This is a genomic window from Blautia sp. BIOML-A1 (genome assembly GCF_009883055.1).
Taxonomy (GTDB): Bacteria; Bacillota; Clostridia; order Lachnospirales; family Lachnospiraceae; genus Blautia_A.
On sequence record NZ_WWVR01000011.1, the window covers coordinates 50,049 to 68,808 of the forward strand.

Consider the following 18,760-nt stretch of genomic DNA (forward strand, 5'->3'; position numbering starts at 1 on the left):
GCGGTCAGAAATGGAATTAAAAAGAGAAGATATTCAGGTATTACGGACGAAGAGCAGGGCAACAAGCCAGGTGACATTTGATGCGGATTACAATGTACCTGATGTAAAGCCTGACATAGGAAGAATGATTCAGAATAAAGGAAATGTTTCTGTAGAAGAGGTTCGTTTAAATGACGGTCATGCATTTTTGAAAGGAAATTTACAGGTGGATCTGCTTTACGTGGGAGAGGAAGAAGGAAGGGTGAACAGTCTTTCGGCGAAACTCCCGATGGAAGAGACCATGAATCTTGAAGGAATCGTGAGTGGAGATAAGCTGTGTCTTCAGTGGGAAATTGAAGATCTTAGTATCCATCTGATCCATTCAAGAAAACTGAATATCAAGGCAGTTGTAACTTTTTATGCAGCGGTAGATGAGCTTTCCGGAATTCGTCTTCCGGTATTCCTGGAAGATGAAAACATCTCTGTTCAGAAAAAAACGATGAGACTTCTTGATCTGGCCATACATAAAAAGGATACTCTGCGGCTCAAAGAAGAAGTAGAGATGGTTTCAAATAAGCCCAATATTGTGGAACTTCTCTGGTACAGCCTGGAGGTTCGGGGACTGGACTTAAGACCGGAAGAAAATGTGGTGAAGGCGAAAGGAGAACTGTTTTTATTTGCTTTGTACAGGGGAGATAATGAGGGAGAAACGGTGCAGTGGCTGGAAAATTCGATTCCGTTTTCCAGTGAAGTGGAATGCAATGGATGTACTTCTGACATGATTCCGAATTTCGCATCCTCCGTTATAAATCAGAGCGTAGAGGTAAAGCCGGACTCTGACGGAGAGGAGCGGATTTTGGTAACAGATCTGGTACTTGAACTGGATATACGTCTTTACAGAGAGGAAAATTTTGATGTCATTATGGACGTCTATACGCCGTTTTGCCAATGTATTCCGAAGTGCAGAAATGAAGTGCTGGAGAGCCTTCTGGTCCGTAATTTTTCAAAATGCAGAGTATCGGACCGGATTGAGATCAAAGAAATGCAGGGAAAAATTCTTCAGATCTGTCACAGCCAGGGAAAAGTAAAAATAGATAAGACAAAGATCGTAAAAAACGGGATTCAGGTAGATGGCATTGTTCAGATGAAGGTTCTTTACATTATGGGGAATGATGATATGCCTTTTTATTCAACGGAAGTAATGATGCCGTTCAGCCATATGGTAGAGGCACAGGGGATTAGAGATGACAGTGTTTATTATTTCCATACAGAGCTGGAACAACTGGCAACGAGTATGATAGACAGTAATGAAATTGAAGTCAGGGCTGTGGTGAGCCTTAATGCACTTGTGCTCCAGTGCAGGGAAGAAAAAATCATAGAGAGTATAGAAGAACAGCCGCTTGACATGGAAAAAATCCGTAGTATGCCGGGAATCACTGTGTATATGGTGAAGCAGGGAGATACTCTGTGGGATATTGCAAAAAAGTTCTATACAACGATGGAAGAGATCATTTCCATGAATGATCTTGAGGATGATCAGGTAAGTTCCGGACAGCCGTTGATTTTAGTAAAAAAAGTTGAGAGCTGATACTTGAAATCCCGAAAAAAATCATTTAATATAATAGAATCATATTTGTATACAAAGTACATGAAAAACAAAAAATACGAAGGACAGAGGGTGTATTTATGCGTTTGCGAGCAATGGCGAAAATTAATCTGGGACTGGATATCCTGGGCAAAAGAGAAGATGGTTATCATGAAGTTCGTATGCTGATGCAGACGATCCAGATGTATGATCTTCTGGATATCCGGAAGAAATCTTCACCGGGTATCACATTGACTACCAATCTTCTTTATGTTCCATCAGACGAAAGAAATCTGGTATATAAAGCAGCAAAGCTTCTTATGGATGAATTTGATATTCAGGAGGGAATTTCCATGAAGCTTACCAAATCCATTCCGGTGGCAGCCGGAATGGCAGGAGGCAGTTCAGATGCAGCTGCGGCGTTTGTTGGTGTCAATAAGATGTTTCAGCTGGGATTAAGCGAAGAAGAGCTCATGAAACGTGCAGTACAGATTGGAGCAGATGTGCCATATTGCATTATGAGGGGAACTGCACTGGCAGAGGGCATCGGAGAAAAACTGACAAGGCTCCCTCAACTCCCAAAATGTTATATTTTGATCGGTAAACCGGGAGTAAATGTTTCTACCAAGCTTGCCTATGAAAATCTGGATCTTGGAAATCTGGGGGCACGTCCGGACATTGATGGCATGATCGCGGATATTGAGAACGGAGATATTTACAGTATGATTTCCCGCATGGGGAATGTGTTTGAACCAGGAATTATTGCTAAATATCCGGTAATCCAGGAGATCAAAGATCTTATGGAGAAGCATGGTGCACTTAAAGCTATGATGAGTGGAAGCGGCCCTACTGTTTTTGGTATTTTTGATGATAAGAATAAGATGAAGACAGCTGCCAGAATTTTAAGAAGCAGTCATCTGGCCAGGACAGTGTTTGCGACGGAAGTTTTTAACCGCAGGAACTGAGAATTTTTTTTGCAGGAGGTACTTATGATGAATGATTTTTCTGTTGACATGAATGAATATCTGCCATTGAGAGATGTTGTGTTTAACACACTGCGTAAGGCAATTTTGAAGGGAGAACTTAAACCCGGAGAAAGACTGATGGAAATCGCACTGGCAGAACGACTTGGGGTCAGCAGGACTCCTGTTCGTGAAGCTATGCGTAAGCTGGAACTGGAGGGACTGGTTGTGATGATTCCACGTCGTGGTGCACAGGTGGCAAACATCACTGAAAAAGATCTGAATGATGTGCTGGAAGTTCGCATGGCTTTGGAGAATCTGTCCATTGAGAATGCATGTGCACGAATGACAGAAGAGCAGCTGGACGAACTCTGGAAGGCTGCCAGAAATTTTGAAGATACGATGGCAGAAGGTAATCTGGTCAGACTTGCAGAGGCCGATGTGGCTTTTCACGAGGTGATCTACAAGTCTTCTGATAATCGCAGGCTGAATCAGGTGCTCAATAATCTTCGCGAACAGATTTACAGATATCGTGTGGAATATCTCAAGGATGAAGAGACAAGAAATCTTCTGGTCAAAGAACATGAGGAGATTTATGAGGCCATTAAGAATCGCGATCTTAAGAAGGCACAGGAGATCACTTATCAACATATTGAAAATCAGAGAGAGGCGATCATCCGATCTATCAGAGAGGAAAACCAGGATCGCTGATTTGTTGTATATTCTCGACTGAGATAAATAAAATTGCATAATCTGGTTATTCTAAAAGAGATACATAAATAAATATGTGTCTCTTTTTTATGTTTATGGCAGGAGGATGCAATGGAGCAAAAAATAAAAATCTACAGTGAACTGAGAAAGAATGAAAGCTATATCAGAAACAAATTTAAAAATTGTGCGGATATTCTGATTCGACCAATGCGTCTGGGAAATGAAAGTAAAGTGGACTGTCTGATTGTCTATATTGAAGTCGCTGTTTCCAATATGATGCTTGATGATTCTGCACTGGGAAAAATGATAAATCATTTCTGGGAAAGTTCTTCCTATCAGATACAGGAATTTGTAAAAAATAACAGTCTGGGTATTGCAGATGTACGAAAACTTGAAAGTATGAAAGACGTACTGTCAGCAGTTCTGGCAGGAAATGCCGTTTTCTTTATAGACGGATACGACAAGGCAATGAAAATATCCAGCAAAGGTTATCCGAATCTGGGTGTTTCAGAAGTGGAATCGGAAAAAGTTCTGAGAGGTTCCAAAGAAGGATTTTCTGACTCTGTAAAAACAAATTCCGCGTTGGTCAGAAAAAGAATCAGGGACAGCAGAATGAAGGTTGAGGAAAAAACGACAGGTGTCCGATCCAAAACCATGCTGCAGATTCTCTATATGGAGGATCTGGTTCAGGAGGAGCTTTTGGAGAATATAAAAAACAGTCTGGATGAATATAGAATAGATGGTATTTTTGACAGTGGTATGCTGGAACAGCTGACAGATAAAACCTGGTATTCTCCGTTTCCTCAGTATCAGACAACGGAACGGCCAGATCGTGCAGCAATGGAGATCTTGAACGGAAAGATTGTTCTTCTCTGTGACAATTCTCCGACAGCATTGATTCTTCCGAGTTCCTTTAATGGATTTATGGAGAGCAGTGAAGACTGGTTTCATCATTTTGAAATGACTTCTTTTCTGAGAATTCTAAGATATCTTGCACTGCTTGTGGCAACGCTGCTTCCGGGGCTTTATCTGGCGGTGATACGTTTTCATACACAGATTCTTCCTGCAAATCTGATCTTGTCCTTTGCAAAAGCCAGGGAGGGTGTACCATTTTCCAGTGTGACGGAACTGATTTTTCTGGAATTGTCTTTTGAACTGATCCGGGAGGCGGGAGTGCGTGTTCCGGGAGCATTAGGAAATGCTATTGGAATCGTGGGTGGTCTGATCATCGGTCAGGCAGCAGTCAGTGCGAATCTGGTCAGTCCGATCGTTGTTATGATCGTTGCTCTTACTGCACTGGGTTCCATGGTGATTCCGGAGGAAGAGTTTGCATCAGCTTTTCGATTATTGAAATATATCTTTTTGTTCCTGGGGGGATATCTTGGTATTTTTGGTATTGTTCTGGGAATTTATCTCACGATCTCGCATCTTTGCGGACTTTTGAGTTTTGGCATGCCATATATGCTTCCGTTTATAAAAAAAGTTCCTCGTTGTGATACCGGTGAGGGAATCCTGAGGATCCCATTTCAAAAGAGATGGCAGAGACCACTTTATGCCAGATGGGAACAGAAAATCCGCCTGCGAAAGACTTCGGTCGAAGAGGATGAGAGCAGAGATTTGAAAGAAGGGCAGAAACAGGAGGAGAAGAATTCATGAAATTTGCAGAGAACAACAGAATTTCTCACAGACAGCTTTACAGACAGATGATACTGACCTTTCTGGCACCTTTTCTTGTCTGTCTGCCGGGAAAAAATGGAATTCAGGGAATGAATGGATTCTGGGGTATTGTGCTGGCAGTATCTGTGCTGATACTCTATGTTTTTATACTTTTGCGAGTGACCAGCGGATATTCGGATATGGTACGTTTCCTTGGAAGTTTCTGGGGGCGGATAGCAGGGGTCTTTTTTCTTGTTTATATCATTTTTACCGCAGTATACATTCTGAAAATACTGGAACAGATCATACCGAGATGGCTGCTTATGGGAATTCCGTCAGGGTGGATTTCTTTTCTTGTGATAGTTGTGTGCAGTATAGGAACAGAAAAGGGAATTCAGAGAAGAGGACGGATGGCGGAGATATCAGGAGGCCTGCTTCTGGCAGGTGTTCTTCTTATGATGGTGCTGTGTCTGGGGCAGATACGGGTTGATTATTTACAGGAGATGGCTGAAGCGGAACGAATAAGCGGGGCGGCAGTTGTTCAGGATGGATATCTTTTTTTGTGTGGATTCTCCGGGGTGGGCCTGCTTCCGTTTATCATGCGTGAGGTGGTGAGACCGGGAAGTGTGGGCAAAACAATCATAGGCGCGATTCTTACAGTGGGTGGAATTTTGGCAGGAGTGCTTGTTCTGCTTCCGGCAGTATTTGGATGGAACAGGCTTCTGACAGAAGAGTATCCAATCCTGCCACTGCTTGCCGGTGCAGCTCTTCCGGGAAACATTCTTGCAAGATTTGATGTACTTTGGATGGGATTTCTCTTATATGGATTGCTGTTTGCACTGGGCAGCCTTTTTTACTATGGACATCAAGTCGTGGAAAAATGCCATCTGAGAACAGTAAAGTACTGGATGGCGGCACTGGTGTTTGGACTGTCATTATTGGAAGTATCGGGTATTGCGGTGAGGACGTTTTATAGAAACTATCTGGAAACCATATTTGTTCCAGGACTTTTATTTATACAGGTGCTGCTTCTTTTCTGTGGACGGAAGAGAAAAACAAGAAAAACAACTATAGTCGCTTTGGCGGTTTTTGTTCTTGCATTAAATGGATGTGCAGGAATCGAACCGGAGAAACGAATGTATCCTCTTGCACTGGGAGCAGAGTGGTCAGAAGATGGCTGGACACTCATTTACGGAATGCCGGAACTTCCGAGTGCAGAAGGACAGGAAAAAGAGGAAAGTCAAAATTCTGTGCTGTCGATAAAAGGAAATGATTTTGATGAAATAGAGAAAATCTATAATCGTTCACAGGAAAAATATCTGGATATGGGACATTTGCAGGTGTTGATTCTTAAGAATCAGCTGGTGCAGTCGGAGCATTGGAAGGAACTGCTGGCATATCTGGAAAAAGAGCCTCTGATCGGTGAAAATGTGTATGTGTTTCGTTCAGAATATCCGGAGCAGATCATGAAATGGAACAAAAATGGAAGTTCGACAGGTGAATATCTTCTGGGAATTCTTGAGAACAGAATCCCGGAGCAGGAAAAAAATGGTGTTACATTGCGGCAGGTATATCAGCAGCACTATGAAAACAATACTTTGCTGGACATTCCTGAAATTATTCTGCAGGACGAAGAAATTCAGGTCTGTCTGGAATAAAAATCTGCAAAGTGTGCATACTCCGGACAGAGAATCATTTGCATTTAACAGATTTCCGGAGGTAATAAAATGGACTGGTTAAGAAACTGGAAAAAAAGAATGTTTTTTTCTGTAGCAGTGGGGATGGCGGTAGCAGTGATTTTTTCGGGTGCGCCGAAAAATGTCGAAGATTCTGGTATTATGGCGTGGTGGGGAACCCTGTATCCTCAATTCTGTTTTGAAGATACACATACAGCGGCAGACAATTATGAAAATACGGTAAAACAGCCGCCAAAGCTGTCCTTCTGGCTTGCGAAAGCGCTGGAGAGGTGGTAAGATGTTAAATAATCGTTCAGAAATGCAAGGTGTTTCTGAACGATCAACATCAAACAGAACAGAAGAACTGGAGAAATAGATTTATGAAAATAGACAGAGATGCACCGATCGGTGTATTTGATTCCGGAGTGGGCGGTCTTACTGTCGCAAGGGAGATCATGAGAAACCTTCCATCGGAGAAGATTGTTTATTTTGGTGATACAGCAAGGGTTCCTTATGGAAGTAAATCAAAGGAGACAATTATCCGCTATTCAAGGCAGATCATTCATTTTTTGAGAGAACAGCAGGTGAAGGCGATTGTGATTGCCTGTAATACAGCAAGTGCATTTGCCCTGGATGCAGTAAAGGATGAACTGGATATTCCTGTACTGGGAGTGATTGAAGCTGGGGCAAGGGTAGCAGCAGAGGAAACTCATAATAAAAGAGTTGGTGTGATCGGAACACTTGGAACTGTCGGAAGCGGCATTCATGAAGCATTCCTGAAGCATCTTGATCCGGAGATCACTGTGATCGGAAAAGCCTGCCCATTATTTGTTCCGCTGGTTGAAGAAGGCTGGCTTCATGATCCGGTAACTACCGAGGTTGCTTCCCGGTATCTTCAGGAATTGAAGCAGCAGGAGATTGATACGCTGATTCTTGGATGTACACATTATCCTCTGATACGTTCCACGATCAGAGAGGTTATGGGACAGAACGTACGTCTTGTTAATCCGGCATATGAGACAGCACTGCAGTTGAAGGCTCTTCTTGCAGAACTGGATATTTCCAGCAGCGGGACAGGAGAAGAGGAATTTCCGTATCGTTTTTATGTGAGTGATCTGGCAGATGAGTTTAAGGATTTTGCAAATTCTATTTTGCCATATGATGTGTCGATGGCAAAAAAAATCGACATAGAAAAATATTAAGATCAGGAGGAGCAGACAGATGAACAAAGATGTACTGATACATGTACGTGGTCTTCAGCTGATGGAAACAGACGATGAGCAGGAACCGATTGAGATTGTAGTGCCGGGACAGTATTATTTCCGAAATGGAAGTCATTATCTGCGATATGAAGAAATGCTGGATGATTCTGCACAGACAACGGTAAATTATATTAAAATGTCATCGGAGGGAGTAGAAATCCGAAAACAGGGACAGGTAAACGTACATATGGTTTTTGAGCAGGGAAAAAAGAACAAAACTTTTTATAATACACCATATGGAACTCTTCAGATGGGAATTGCAGCAACAGGCCTGGAACTGAAAGAAAGTGAAGACGATATTCAGATGAAAGTGGATTACGCACTTGATATGAATGAAGAACATGTTGCGGACTGTTATCTGACAGTACAGGCACAGTCTAAGGATTCCGATGAATTTGTTTTATAAAGACAAAAATAATGCCCGCGAAGCATTTTGACTTGGCGGGCATTGTCTTTGTTTGATATTATTTGTTTTTGCTGAACATTCTTTTGAAGAATCCCTTTTTCTTAGGTGCCGGTGTTTCAAGAGAACCACGGATTCCCTTTACACCTACGATGTATAAACCGCTTACTTCGGCTTTTACTTCTTTCTTGACAGGGATCAGATCAAAAATTTTCTCATCTGCAATCAGTATGGAAATCTTCGGACCAACTTTAGCCTTAACGATCGGCAGTTTGGAACGGCGCATCAGCTTTGGAGCCTGGTCAATGACCATCTGAGGCAGACCGGATTCTTTGAGTGGAAGTCGTTTCTTATCAATGATCAGCATGGAAACGGTCTGTTTTGCAGCTTCAATCTGTGCCTGCTGTTCTTCTTGCTTTTTCTGAGCTTTCTTTCCGAAGAAATAAAGTGCAACCAGGGCAATGATCAGAATGACCAGGATAACAAGAAGGACGATGCTAAGTGTACTCATAGATACCCTCCTCAATGTGTATATATTTATAAATATTTATGCGAAATATATTCTAACATTATTTATTACAAAAGGCAAATAAATTCACGAAAAATCCGTGAAGAAAAGGAAAAACGGTGGAAATGATATTGGTAAACAGGTATAATATAAAGAACATAAATTGTAAGATCTGGAATAAGAAAAATAACATGAGGTATACTAAAAATTACAGAACAGACGAGATAAGGAGTTAGTATGGAAAGGTATAATGGTAAAAAGAAAACCAGACAACAAGCCGATAAAAAGACATCCCGATCTGTCCAAACAGGAAGGATGACAGAAGAAGAGCGTCAGCGGGAACGCAGGCGGAGACGTCGGGCGTTACAGAGAAAACGAGAGCGTCAGAGAAGGCTTATCCTGGGTATTATGGCTATTGGCATCCTGTTTGTGACAGCTGCGGCAGTCAGGGGAATTGCAGGACGACTCCTTTCATCGTCAGACAGTTCTGATAAGAAAACGGCGGTAAATGCTTCAGATGCTTCGATTTCAGTCAAAGATTCACAGACAACAGAGAAAGCTTCTTCTGAAGCTTCTGCAAAAGACACGCTCAAAGCGGCGAAACGAAAAGCAGCACAGTATGATTACGATGGTGCGATGGAGCTTCTTAAGAAAGATGCCTCATACAGCAGCAACTCTGATATGCAGAATGCAGTCAGCAAATATGAAGAAGCCAAAGCTTCCTGTAAATCATGGCCGCTGGAAGAAGTGACACATATTTTCTATCATACTCTTATCAAGGATCCGAGTAAGGCCTTTGATGGAGACTACAAAGAGGCTGATTATAATCAGGTTATGACTACGATAGATGAGTTTAACAAGATTACACAGACTATGTATGATAAGGGTTATGTAATGGTCAGTATCAAAGATATGGCAAAGGTGAATGAGGATGGAAGTATGTCACCGGGAGAAATCCTTCTTCCAGAAGGAAAGATTCCATTTGTGCTTTCACAGGATGATGTCTGTTATTATCATTATATGGACGGCGACGGATATGCCTCTAAACTGGTTGTAGATGATGAAGGTAAGATCCGAAATGAATATATTGAAGATGATGGAAGTGTATCAGTAGGAGATTATGATATGGTTCCACTGATCGACCGCTTTGTAGAAAAACATCCTGATTTTTCTTACAGAGGAGCCAGGGGTATTGTGGCATTAACCGGATATAATGGGATTCTTGGATATCGAACAGATATCAGCTATGAAACACGTCCGGCAGATCTGGATGATAATAAAGTAGAATGGCTGAATGCACATCCGGATTTCAGCCTGGAAAAAGAACGGGAAGAAGCAAAGAAAGTTGCAGAGGCCATGAAGAAAGAAGGATGGCTGTTTGCCAGTCATACCTGGGGTCATCAGAATGTTGCGCAGATTTCGCTGGAACAGCTTCAGGCAGATACACAGAGATTCAAAGATAATGTAGATCCTCTGATCGGAGGAACGGATATTATCATTTTTGCATTTGGAACAGATTTGACGGTGCAGGAAGATTATTCCGGGGACAAGTTTGAATACCTCAAGAGTGTCGGATACAATTATTACTGCAATGTGGATTCCAGCAAATATTTTGTGCAGATCCGAGACCGTTACTTCCGACAGGGAAGGCGAAATGTGGATGGATATCGTATGTATTATAATCCGGAACTTCTGGAAGATTTGTTTAATGTAAAGGATGTCTTTGATCCAAGCAGACCGACTCCGGTACCACCAATGACTTAAGTTAAGAAAGAGGGAGTTACAACTATGAAGAAAAGAGCTGTGATACTTGGATGTATTTTTTCAGCTTCGATACTTCTAAGCGGCAGTCATATTCTGTCGCTTTTGAATGATACAGCAAAAAAGGAAACAAAAACAGTCAGTACTTATCAGACTGCTTCTCAGGAAGAGGCAGAAACGGACAGTAATGACTCGGAGAAAGAGGGTTCTTCAAAATCCAGTAAAGAGCAGTCCATTCTTGATCAGGCAACCATCATGTATCAACAGTATAATTATGATGAAGCAATCAAACTTCTGAAAGGTCAGAAGGAGTTTGTGTCAAATAAAGATTATATGGATCTGGCAGCCAAATGTCAGATTTCCAAGTCTTCGCTTGTAGAATATCCGCTGGAAAAGATTACACATGTATTTTTTCATACACTGATCAAAGATACCAGCAAGGCATTTGACGGAGATTCCAAATCAGGTGGATATAATCAGGTAATGACAACGATCAGTGAGTTCAATAAGATCATACAGATTCTTTATGATAAAGGATATGTTCTTGTAAGTCCGCATGATATGGCAACGGTAAACAAAGACGGTACAATGAGCCGTGGAAAGATCATGGTTCCGGAAGGCAAGATTCCGTTTGTACTCTCACAGGATGATGTGAGCTACTATCATTATATGGATGGTGACGGTTATGCATCCAGGCTGGTGCTTGATGAGAATGGTGATGTCAAAACAGAATATATTGAGGATGATGGAAGTGTATCGGTAGGAGATTACGATATGGTTCCGCTTCTGGATGCATTTATCAAAGAGCATCCTGATTTTTCTTATCATGGACGTAAGGGAATTCTTGCGATGACTGGTTATGATGGTGTTCTTGGATATCGTACAGACATTGCCTATAAAGATAAAGAAAACCTTCAGGATGACCAGAAGGCCTTCCTGGACAGTCATCCGGATTTTGATTATGACCAGAATGTGAAGGATGCCAAGAAGGTTGCTGATGCCATGAAAGCAGAAGGATGGGAATTTGCCAGTCATACCTGGGGACATCGGAATGCAACGACTTCCACGGCAGAGGAACTGAAAACAGATGACAAGAAATGGAAAGCTTATGTGGCACCGATCCTTGGTGATACAGATATGGTTATCTTTGCTTTTGGCGCAGATATTGGTGACTGGGAGGGATATTCCAGTGACAATGCGAAATTTGCCTATTACAAAAAAGCCGGATACGATTATTTCTGTAATGTAGATTCCAGTCAGTATTTTGTACAGATCACAGACCAGTATTTCCGCCAGGGAAGAAGAAATCTGGATGGATATCGTATGTACTATAATCCTGACATGCTCAGTGACCTTTTTGATGTATCAGAGGTATGGGATTCTTCCAGACCGACACCGGTTCCGGAGATGTAGGATACAGATTGTTTTGAAAGGAGAATTTTTTATGAAGAAAAAAGTAGTAGCAGCAATGTTAGCAGCATGCATGGCAGTATATCTGACCGCTTGTGGAAGTAAAGAAAATCCTGATAAAGATACCACAAAGACAGAGGCAGTCGCTGATAAATCAGAAGATAAAGAGGAGTCCAAAGATTCCGATTCTAAAAAAGAAGAGACAAGAATTGTTTCTGTAAAAGATATTTCTGACTATGTTACAATCGGGGAGTACAAGGGTTTTACTCTGGACCGTTACACACAGGCAGTAACAGATGATGATGTTAATGCAGAGATCAGTTATGAACTGCAGGACAAGGGAACGGAAGTCAAGGACGGAACCGTTGAAGAAGGAGATACTGTTACTATTAATTTCACCGGTACGGTTGATGGCGAGGAGTTTGACGGAGGCTCAGCAGAAGATTATGAACTGGTTGTCGGTGAAGGTGACATGGGAATCGATGGCTTCGAAGAGGGTCTGGTTGGAATGAAAAAAGGTGAAACCAAAGAACTGACGCTTACTTTGCCGGAAGGATACAGTGATGATGATTCCCTTTCCGGCAAAGAGGCAATCTTTAAGGTTACTCTTCAGAAATTTACAAGACCTTCTGAATTGACGGATGAATGGGTTACTTCCAATACAGATTACAAGAGCGTAGATGAGTATAAGAAGTCTGTAAGGGATAATCTTGAAAAGCAGGCTGCTACAACAGCAGACAATGAATTGTATGCAACAGCATGGTCTCAGGTACTTGATGCATCTGAAATCAAGAAGTATCCAGAGGAAGAAGTCAAAAAAGCAGAGGAAAATTATAAGGCATTGTATGAGCAGTCAGCAAAAGACAATGACATAGAACTGAGTGATCTGCTGGAAGCATGGGGACTTACAGAAGAAGACTTTGAGGAAGAATGCAAGAATTATGCTGAATCCAAAGTGGAACAGAATCTGATCGTTCAGGGAATTATCGATGCAGAAGGATTAAGTCTGAACGATAAAGAAACAGAAGACTTAAAGAATAATCTGCTTGTGGATTATGGAGTAGAAAGCATAGATGAACTGATTGAAGCATATGGCGAAGATGAAGTGAACGAATCACTGGCACTTCTTCGAGTAGAGAAATTTATTGTGGAACAGTCAACTGTAAACGAAAAAACTGGAAGTGCAGAGGATCCTATCGAGAATGAAGATGCATATTCTGACGCAGAAAATACAGACTCAGAACTGATGGAAGACGATGGAAGCGACGCGGAGCAGGAAGCCTCAGAGGAAGATATGGCAGGAGAAGTCATGGAGGATGATACGGTAGAGGAATAAACAAATATTTAACAAAAGGCAATTGTATTTCCATAATAAATGCGTTATGATAATAAGATGAATGTGTTACTGAAGTACCATAAACAGTAACATCAGAGGCAACTGTGAGGGTACTGAACAGTTACCATCAGAGATAAAATACAGCAGGTGGAAATCATGGACAAAAAAGTATTGCGTGAGAGAATACGCAAAAAACAACAGCAGGTAAGACGACGCAAGATGATGCGGCTGGGCGCATGTGTCATTGCTGTGATTCTTGTCGTCGTGTTTGTTATAAGAGGAATTCTGATTCCTGTTGTCAACAGGATCAGCGGCGGGAATGTTGAGAAACCAGCCAAGGTTCAGGCTGAAGGTGATAATACAGATTCCGAAACCGTCTCGGATGGTACCGCAGACACTGCATCGGGAACGACAACAGCAGTAAATTCAGCAGTAAGGTATCCACTTAAGAATGATTCGGCAAAGGCATTTCAGCTGTCTATTGGATGGAATGAAAATGAGAAAGGCAAATGGTATCAGAATGCAGATGGAACTTATTATGCAAATGGTATGCAGGAGATAGATGGTTCCAAGTATTATTTTGATGAAAACGGTTATATTCAGACCGGCTGGGTAAGCGTTGGATTTGATGATTATTATTTTAATGATGATGGTACATATGATCCGAATACACATAAACCGAGAATTGCACTTACTTTCGATGATGGACCGGGAGAATATACAGATGAACTTCTGGATTGTCTGGAAGAGAATAATGCGCATGCGACATTCTTTATGTTGGGACAGAACGTGGGCTCCTGGCAGTCAACTGTACAGAGAATGGTAGATATAGGATGTGAGATTGGAAACCACAGTTGGGATCATCCGAGCCAGACACTGTTAAATATGTCAATGGATGATGTTCTGGCAGAATTTCAGAAGACGGATGATGCCTTGAAGGAAGCTTGTGGACAGATTTCTACAGTAGCCCGGGCACCATATGGAGCCGCAAACCAGGATATTTTTGATGCGGTACAGAAGCCATTCTTTATGTGGTCACTGGATACAGAGGACTGGAAACTGATGGATGCAACGGCAGATTATAACGCGGTTATGAATGGAGATCTGACAGACGGAACGATTATTTTGATGCATGATATTCATGAACCTTCTGTTCAGGCGGCGTTAAAACTGATACCGGATCTTACTGCCCAGGGATATAAGCTGATGACAGTCAGTGAACTTGCAGCAGCCAAGAATGTAACCTTACAGAATGCAAGTTATTCACAGTTCTGGGACAGTCAGCTTCAGGCAGGAACGATCCCGGGATATAATGGAAACTCAGATTCAGCATCCACAGATGATGGAAGCAGTGATGTTTCTGATGGATCAGACAGTTCTTCTGATGGCACAGATGTAAGTGATGGAAGTTCTTCCGAAGATTCCAGTGATGGTTCGGAAGACAGTAGTTCGGAAGACAGTAGTTCGGAAGACAGCAGTTCGGGAGATGGAAGCTCCGATGGAGACGATTCTTCGGGCAGTGGTGATTCATCAGGAGGTGGTGATTCCGAAAGTGACGGTTCCTATGATGACAGTTCCGGATCGGAGGATTATGGAGATGATTCTTCCGGTGACAGTGATTCAGGGGATTATTATGATGAGGATTCCAGCGGTGATGATTCGTATGATACATACTAAATAAGAAGTACAGATGAGGACAAAGCAAAGAAAAAGTTTTGTCCTCATTTTTTATTTGCAGATATGAAAACTCACAGTACTTTTAGTTGACGAAGACAAACCACGTTGGTATAATATGACTATAAATGGGCTGAAATGAGAGTGGTAAAATGTGCAGATTACCGATAAATATGCGAATATGAAATCAGCCAGTATGGATCTGCTCTGTCAGAAACCATAAAGAAACTGACAGAGGATTGAAAGAAAGAGTGTATATTAAGGAGGAAGTTCTGGATGGGAGAGAAAATGCAGTTTACAGAACTGGATCAGTATTTGTTTGGACAGGGAACGCATTATGACATTTATAAGAAATTAGGAGCACATCCTACGACACAGCGACGTAAAAAGGGCGTTTATTTTGCAGTATGGGCACCAAATGCCAGATCTGTTTCTGTCATTGGAGATTTTAATAACTGGGATAACCAGGCGAATCCTATGAATAAAGTAGGAGAGATTGGAGTATACGAGCTTTTTGTTCCAGGTGCCAAGGCTGGAGATTTGTATAAGTTCTTTATAGTCGGCTATCATGGTGAGGAACTTTATAAGGCAGATCCATATGCAAATGAATCAGAGCTCCGACCGGGAACGGCATCCAGGATCACAGATATTACAGATTATAAATGGAAAGATACCACATGGATCAAGAAACGTCAGGAGTTTGACGAGAAGCGTGATCCAATGGCAATCTATGAGGTTCATCCTGGTTCCTGGAAGAAACATCCGGCAGAAAATGAGGATGATCCGGGATTTTATAACTATCGCGAATTTGCACATGAACTGGCTGCATACGTTAAGAAAATGGGCTATACGCATGTAGAACTTATGGGAATTGCAGAGCATCCGTTTGACGGATCCTGGGGATATCAGGTGACAGGATATTACGCACCGACATCACGATATGGTACAGCACAGGACTTTAAGTATATGGTGGATTATCTGCACAGAAATAAGATAGGTGTTATTCTTGACTGGGTTCCGGCACATTTCCCGAAGGATGCACATGGACTTGCCAATTTTGACGGAACTGCTGTATATGAACATGAAGATCCGAGACAGGGAGAGCATCCTGACTGGGGAACCAAGATCTATAATTATGGAAGACCGGAAGTAAAGAATTTCCTGATCGCAAATGCACTGTACTGGATTGAAGAATGTCACGTAGACGGGCTCCGTGTAGATGCAGTGGCATCTATGCTGTATCTGGATTATGGCAAGAAAGACGGTGAATGGGTTGCCAACAAATATGGTGACAATAAGAATCTTGAGGCGATAGAGTTCTTTAAGCATCTGAATACGGTTGTTCTTGGAAGGAATCATGGTACGGTCATGATTGCAGAGGAATCTACAGCATGGCCTAAGGTTACCGGTAAAGCAGAGGATGATGGTCTTGGATTTTCTCTGAAATGGAATATGGGATGGATGAATGATTTCCTGGAATATATGAAGCTGGATCCATATTTCCGTAAAGGAGATCATAACAAGATGACTTTCTCCATGACATATGCATACAGCGAGAAATATGTACTCGTTATTTCTCATGATGAAGTTGTTCATCTGAAATGCTCTATGCTGAATAAGATGCCGGGTTATCCGGATGACAAATTCAAGAATCTGAAGGCCGCGTATGCATTTATGATCTTCCATCCGGGCAAGAAGCTTTTGTTCATGGGACAGGACTTCGGACAGCTTCGAGAGTGGAGTGAAGAAAGAGAACTTGACTGGTATCTTCTGGAAGAAGACAATCACAAAGATCTGCAGAACTTTGTGAAAACACTGTTCCATATGTATAAGAAATATCCTGCACTTTATGCCGGAGATAATGATCCGAATGGATTTGAATGGATCAATGCAGATGATGCAGACAGGAGTATATTCAGTCTGGTACGTAAGTCACCTACCAAACGAAACAATCTGTTGTTCGTTGTAAATTATACGCCGGTAGAACGTACAGATTATCGTGTTGGCGTTCCGAAGAATAAACAGTACAAACTTATTATGGATGAACACGGTCTTCTGGACAAACCGGAAGTATTTAAGGCAGAGGCAAAGGAATGTGATCACAGAGAGTTTTCTTTTGCATATCCGCTTCCGGCATATGGAATTGCTGTGTTTACATACTAATTTTTGTTATAAAGGCATTGCAATTTGCAAAAATATGGTTTATACTGAACGCGAATTAGAAAGTAACTAACTGATTAAAATCTCGAAAGGAGAATAAAAATGAAAGTATCCAACATTAAAGATATCGACAAATTTTTTGAAGTAGTAGACAGCTGCAAAGGAAGAGTAGAGCTTGTAACAGGTGAGGGAGACAGACTGAATCTGAAATCCAAATTATCCCAGTATGTATCTTTGGCAAACATTTTCTCCGGTGGAGAGATCCCGGAACTGGAAATCGTTGCTTATGAAAAAGAAGATATTGATAAACTTCTGAGCTTCATGATCAACGGCTGATTAAAGGAATGAATAACATTACTGTAAACGGTAATGATAAACACAGTGGGGGCGTGACTGGTTCATGTCCCCACTGGCATTATGCATGGCAAAATTAACCAGGGGGTGCATGCACTTCCTGGTCAAGCTACGTTTGGAGTTAGCCTTGCTAAACACTGTATTAAGAAAGGACATGAATATACCATGGAAAAGACAAAGATTGATATTATTTCCGGTTTTCTTGGAGCCGGTAAAACAACTCTGATCAAAAAACTCCTCAAGGATGCGTTTAAAGACGAGCAGGTTGTACTGATCGAGAATGAATTCGGAGAGATTGGAATCGACGGCGGATTTCTTAAAGAAGCGGGAATCCAGATCCGTGAAATGAATTCAGGATGTATCTGCTGCTCACTGGTAGGAGATTTTGGAGCATCTCTCAAAGAGGTGATCAGCAAATATCATCCGGACAGAATCCTGATCGAGCCATCCGGTGTCGGAAAACTTTCAGATGTTATCAAAGCAGTTCAGGGTGTTGAAGAAGAAACAGGTCTGGTACTTAACAGCTATACAACGGTTGTTGATGCAAAGAAATGTAAAATGTATATGAGAAACTTTGGTGAGTTCTTCAATAATCAGGTAGAATATGCCGGTGCGATTATCATGAGCCGTACAGATATTGTGGATGAGGCAAAAGCTCAGGCCGCAATGGAACTTCTTCGTGAAATTAATCCAAAGGCAGCTATCATTACTACACCGATCGAAGAACTGGAGGGTGCAAAAATCCTGGAGGTTATGGAACATCCGGTATCACTGGAGCAGGAAATGATGGAAGAAGAAGTATGCCCGGAATGTGGACATGTTCATGAACACGATCATCACCATCATGATCATGAGGAACATGAGCATCATCATGACCATGAGTGTGGATGCGGCCATGACCATGAACACGAGGAGCATGAGCACCATCATCACGACCATGAGTGCGGATGCGGCCATGACCATGAACACGAGGAGCATGAGCATCATCATCACGACCATGAGTGTGGATGTGGACATGATCATCACCATCATCATGCAGATGAGGTATTTACAAGCTGGGGACGCGAGACAATTAAGAAATATACAAGAGAGAACCTTGAGAAAATTCTTGAGACTCTGTCAGAGACAGAAGAATATGGAGTTATTCTTCGTGCAAAGGGAATGCTTCCGGCAGAAGACGGAACATGGATCTATTTTGATATGGTTCCGGAAGAAACAGAGATCCGCGAGGGGGCACCGGAATATACAGGACGTCTCTGCGTGATCGGTTCAAAACTCAAAGAGGATAAACTGGCTGAGCTTTTTGGCCTGTAATAACGGAGG

Annotated in this window: 16 protein-coding genes; 15 read left to right on the plus strand and 1 reads right to left on the minus strand. The window is 42.0% G+C overall.

The genetic code is table 11. The annotated features are described in order from the left end of the window. The first annotated feature begins 10 nt into the window (after positions 1-10). From GT674_RS06875 to GT674_RS06910, 8 genes are all read left to right on the plus strand, one after another. The gene (locus GT674_RS06875) at positions 11-1,567 is read left to right on the plus strand and encodes a DUF3794 and LysM peptidoglycan-binding domain-containing protein (protein ID WP_161285024.1); all 1,557 of its coding nucleotides are present in this window, start codon (positions 11-13) and stop codon (positions 1,565-1,567) included. A gap of 98 nt (positions 1,568-1,665) precedes the next feature. Next, complete coding sequence (gene ispE / locus GT674_RS06880) at positions 1,666-2,529, plus strand: 4-(cytidine 5'-diphospho)-2-C-methyl-D-erythritol kinase (RefSeq protein ID WP_161285025.1); 864 nt, start codon at positions 1,666-1,668, stop codon at positions 2,527-2,529. A 24-nt stretch (positions 2,530-2,553) separates the two neighbouring features. Further along, positions 2,554-3,237 (plus strand): GntR family transcriptional regulator, encoded by a 684-nt coding sequence (locus GT674_RS06885; protein ID WP_161285026.1) that lies wholly within the window; start codon positions 2,554-2,556, stop codon positions 3,235-3,237. 111 nt (positions 3,238-3,348) lie between these two features. Then, complete coding sequence (locus GT674_RS06890) at positions 3,349-4,893, plus strand: spore germination protein (protein WP_161285027.1); 1,545 nt, start codon at positions 3,349-3,351, stop codon at positions 4,891-4,893. Further along, a complete protein-coding gene (locus GT674_RS06895) occupies positions 4,890-6,551 on the plus strand; it encodes a GerAB/ArcD/ProY family transporter (RefSeq protein ID WP_161285028.1) in 1,662 nt (553 codons plus the stop codon). Before GT674_RS06890 ends, GT674_RS06895 begins: the two co-directional genes overlap by 4 nt. Positions 6,552-6,620: 69 nt before the next feature. Next, positions 6,621-6,866, plus strand: coding sequence for a hypothetical protein (locus tag GT674_RS06900; RefSeq protein WP_161285029.1), 246 nt, complete (start codon positions 6,621-6,623; stop codon positions 6,864-6,866). Positions 6,867-6,949: 83 nt separating this feature from the next. After that, the gene (gene murI / locus GT674_RS06905) at positions 6,950-7,771 is read left to right on the plus strand and encodes a glutamate racemase (protein ID WP_161285030.1); all 822 of its coding nucleotides are present in this window, start codon (positions 6,950-6,952) and stop codon (positions 7,769-7,771) included. Between the two features lie 19 nt (positions 7,772-7,790). Continuing rightward, on the plus strand, positions 7,791-8,237 hold the full coding sequence (locus GT674_RS06910) for a DUF1934 domain-containing protein (RefSeq protein ID WP_161285031.1): 447 nt from the start codon (positions 7,791-7,793) through the stop codon (positions 8,235-8,237). Positions 8,238-8,295: 58 nt separating this feature from the next. On the opposite strand, the gene GT674_RS06915 is transcribed toward GT674_RS06910, so the two are convergent. Next, a complete protein-coding gene (locus GT674_RS06915; RefSeq protein ID WP_161285032.1) occupies positions 8,296-8,745 on the minus strand; it encodes a hypothetical protein in 450 nt (149 codons plus the stop codon). 234 nt (positions 8,746-8,979) lie between these two features. Between GT674_RS06915 and GT674_RS06920 the strand changes: the two genes are divergently transcribed. From GT674_RS06920 to GT674_RS06950, 7 genes are all read left to right on the plus strand, one after another. Beyond that, positions 8,980-10,506 (plus strand): polysaccharide deacetylase family protein, encoded by a 1,527-nt coding sequence (locus GT674_RS06920; RefSeq protein ID WP_330585490.1) that lies wholly within the window; start codon positions 8,980-8,982, stop codon positions 10,504-10,506. A gap of 24 nt (positions 10,507-10,530) precedes the next feature. After that, a complete protein-coding gene (locus GT674_RS06925) occupies positions 10,531-11,916 on the plus strand; it encodes a polysaccharide deacetylase family protein (protein ID WP_161285033.1) in 1,386 nt (461 codons plus the stop codon). 31 nt (positions 11,917-11,947) lie between these two features. Continuing rightward, positions 11,948-13,249, plus strand: a complete 1,302-nt coding sequence (locus GT674_RS06930) for a trigger factor (RefSeq protein WP_161285034.1) — start codon at positions 11,948-11,950, stop codon at positions 13,247-13,249. A gap of 156 nt (positions 13,250-13,405) precedes the next feature. Then, a complete protein-coding gene (locus GT674_RS06935) occupies positions 13,406-14,926 on the plus strand; it encodes a polysaccharide deacetylase family protein (RefSeq protein WP_161285035.1) in 1,521 nt (506 codons plus the stop codon). 273 nt (positions 14,927-15,199) lie between these two features. After that, positions 15,200-17,086, plus strand: a complete 1,887-nt coding sequence (glgB, locus tag GT674_RS06940) for a 1,4-alpha-glucan branching protein GlgB (protein WP_161285036.1) — start codon at positions 15,200-15,202, stop codon at positions 17,084-17,086. 99 nt (positions 17,087-17,185) lie between these two features. Further along, positions 17,186-17,419, plus strand: a complete 234-nt coding sequence (locus GT674_RS06945; protein WP_161285037.1) for a polya polymerase — start codon at positions 17,186-17,188, stop codon at positions 17,417-17,419. Between the two features lie 183 nt (positions 17,420-17,602). Then, positions 17,603-18,751, plus strand: coding sequence for a CobW family GTP-binding protein (locus GT674_RS06950; RefSeq protein ID WP_161285038.1), 1,149 nt, complete (start codon positions 17,603-17,605; stop codon positions 18,749-18,751). The last annotated feature ends 9 nt before the right edge of the window (positions 18,752-18,760 follow it).

Excerpts from the sequence above, each read along its gene's own strand:
- GT674_RS06910 (WP_161285031.1), top strand. The coding sequence starts at position 7,791 with ATGAACAAAGATGTACTGATACATGTACGTGGTCTTCAGCTGATGGAA.
- ispE (WP_161285025.1), top strand. The coding sequence starts at position 1,666 with ATGCGTTTGCGAGCAATGGCGAAAATTAATCTGGGACTGGATATCCTG.
- GT674_RS06935 (WP_161285035.1), top strand. The coding sequence starts at position 13,406 with ATGGACAAAAAAGTATTGCGTGAGAGAATACGCAAAAAACAACAGCAG.
- GT674_RS06945 (WP_161285037.1), top strand. The coding sequence starts at position 17,186 with ATGAAAGTATCCAACATTAAAGATATCGACAAATTTTTTGAAGTAGTA.
- GT674_RS06925 (WP_161285033.1), top strand. The coding sequence starts at position 10,531 with ATGAAGAAAAGAGCTGTGATACTTGGATGTATTTTTTCAGCTTCGATA.
- GT674_RS06885 (WP_161285026.1), top strand. The coding sequence starts at position 2,554 with ATGATGAATGATTTTTCTGTTGACATGAATGAATATCTGCCATTGAGA.
- GT674_RS06930 (WP_161285034.1), top strand. The coding sequence starts at position 11,948 with ATGAAGAAAAAAGTAGTAGCAGCAATGTTAGCAGCATGCATGGCAGTA.
- GT674_RS06915 (WP_161285032.1), bottom strand. The coding sequence starts at position 8,745 with ATGAGTACACTTAGCATCGTCCTTCTTGTTATCCTGGTCATTCTGATC.
- GT674_RS06890 (WP_161285027.1), top strand. The coding sequence starts at position 3,349 with ATGGAGCAAAAAATAAAAATCTACAGTGAACTGAGAAAGAATGAAAGC.
- murI (WP_161285030.1), top strand. The coding sequence starts at position 6,950 with ATGAAAATAGACAGAGATGCACCGATCGGTGTATTTGATTCCGGAGTG.
- GT674_RS06875 (WP_161285024.1), top strand. The coding sequence starts at position 11 with ATGGAATTAAAAAGAGAAGATATTCAGGTATTACGGACGAAGAGCAGG.
- GT674_RS06895 (WP_161285028.1), top strand. The coding sequence starts at position 4,890 with ATGAAATTTGCAGAGAACAACAGAATTTCTCACAGACAGCTTTACAGA.
- GT674_RS06920 (WP_330585490.1), top strand. The coding sequence starts at position 8,980 with ATGGAAAGGTATAATGGTAAAAAGAAAACCAGACAACAAGCCGATAAA.
- GT674_RS06900 (WP_161285029.1), top strand. The coding sequence starts at position 6,621 with ATGGACTGGTTAAGAAACTGGAAAAAAAGAATGTTTTTTTCTGTAGCA.
- GT674_RS06950 (WP_161285038.1), top strand. The coding sequence starts at position 17,603 with ATGGAAAAGACAAAGATTGATATTATTTCCGGTTTTCTTGGAGCCGGT.
- glgB (WP_161285036.1), top strand. The coding sequence starts at position 15,200 with ATGGGAGAGAAAATGCAGTTTACAGAACTGGATCAGTATTTGTTTGGA.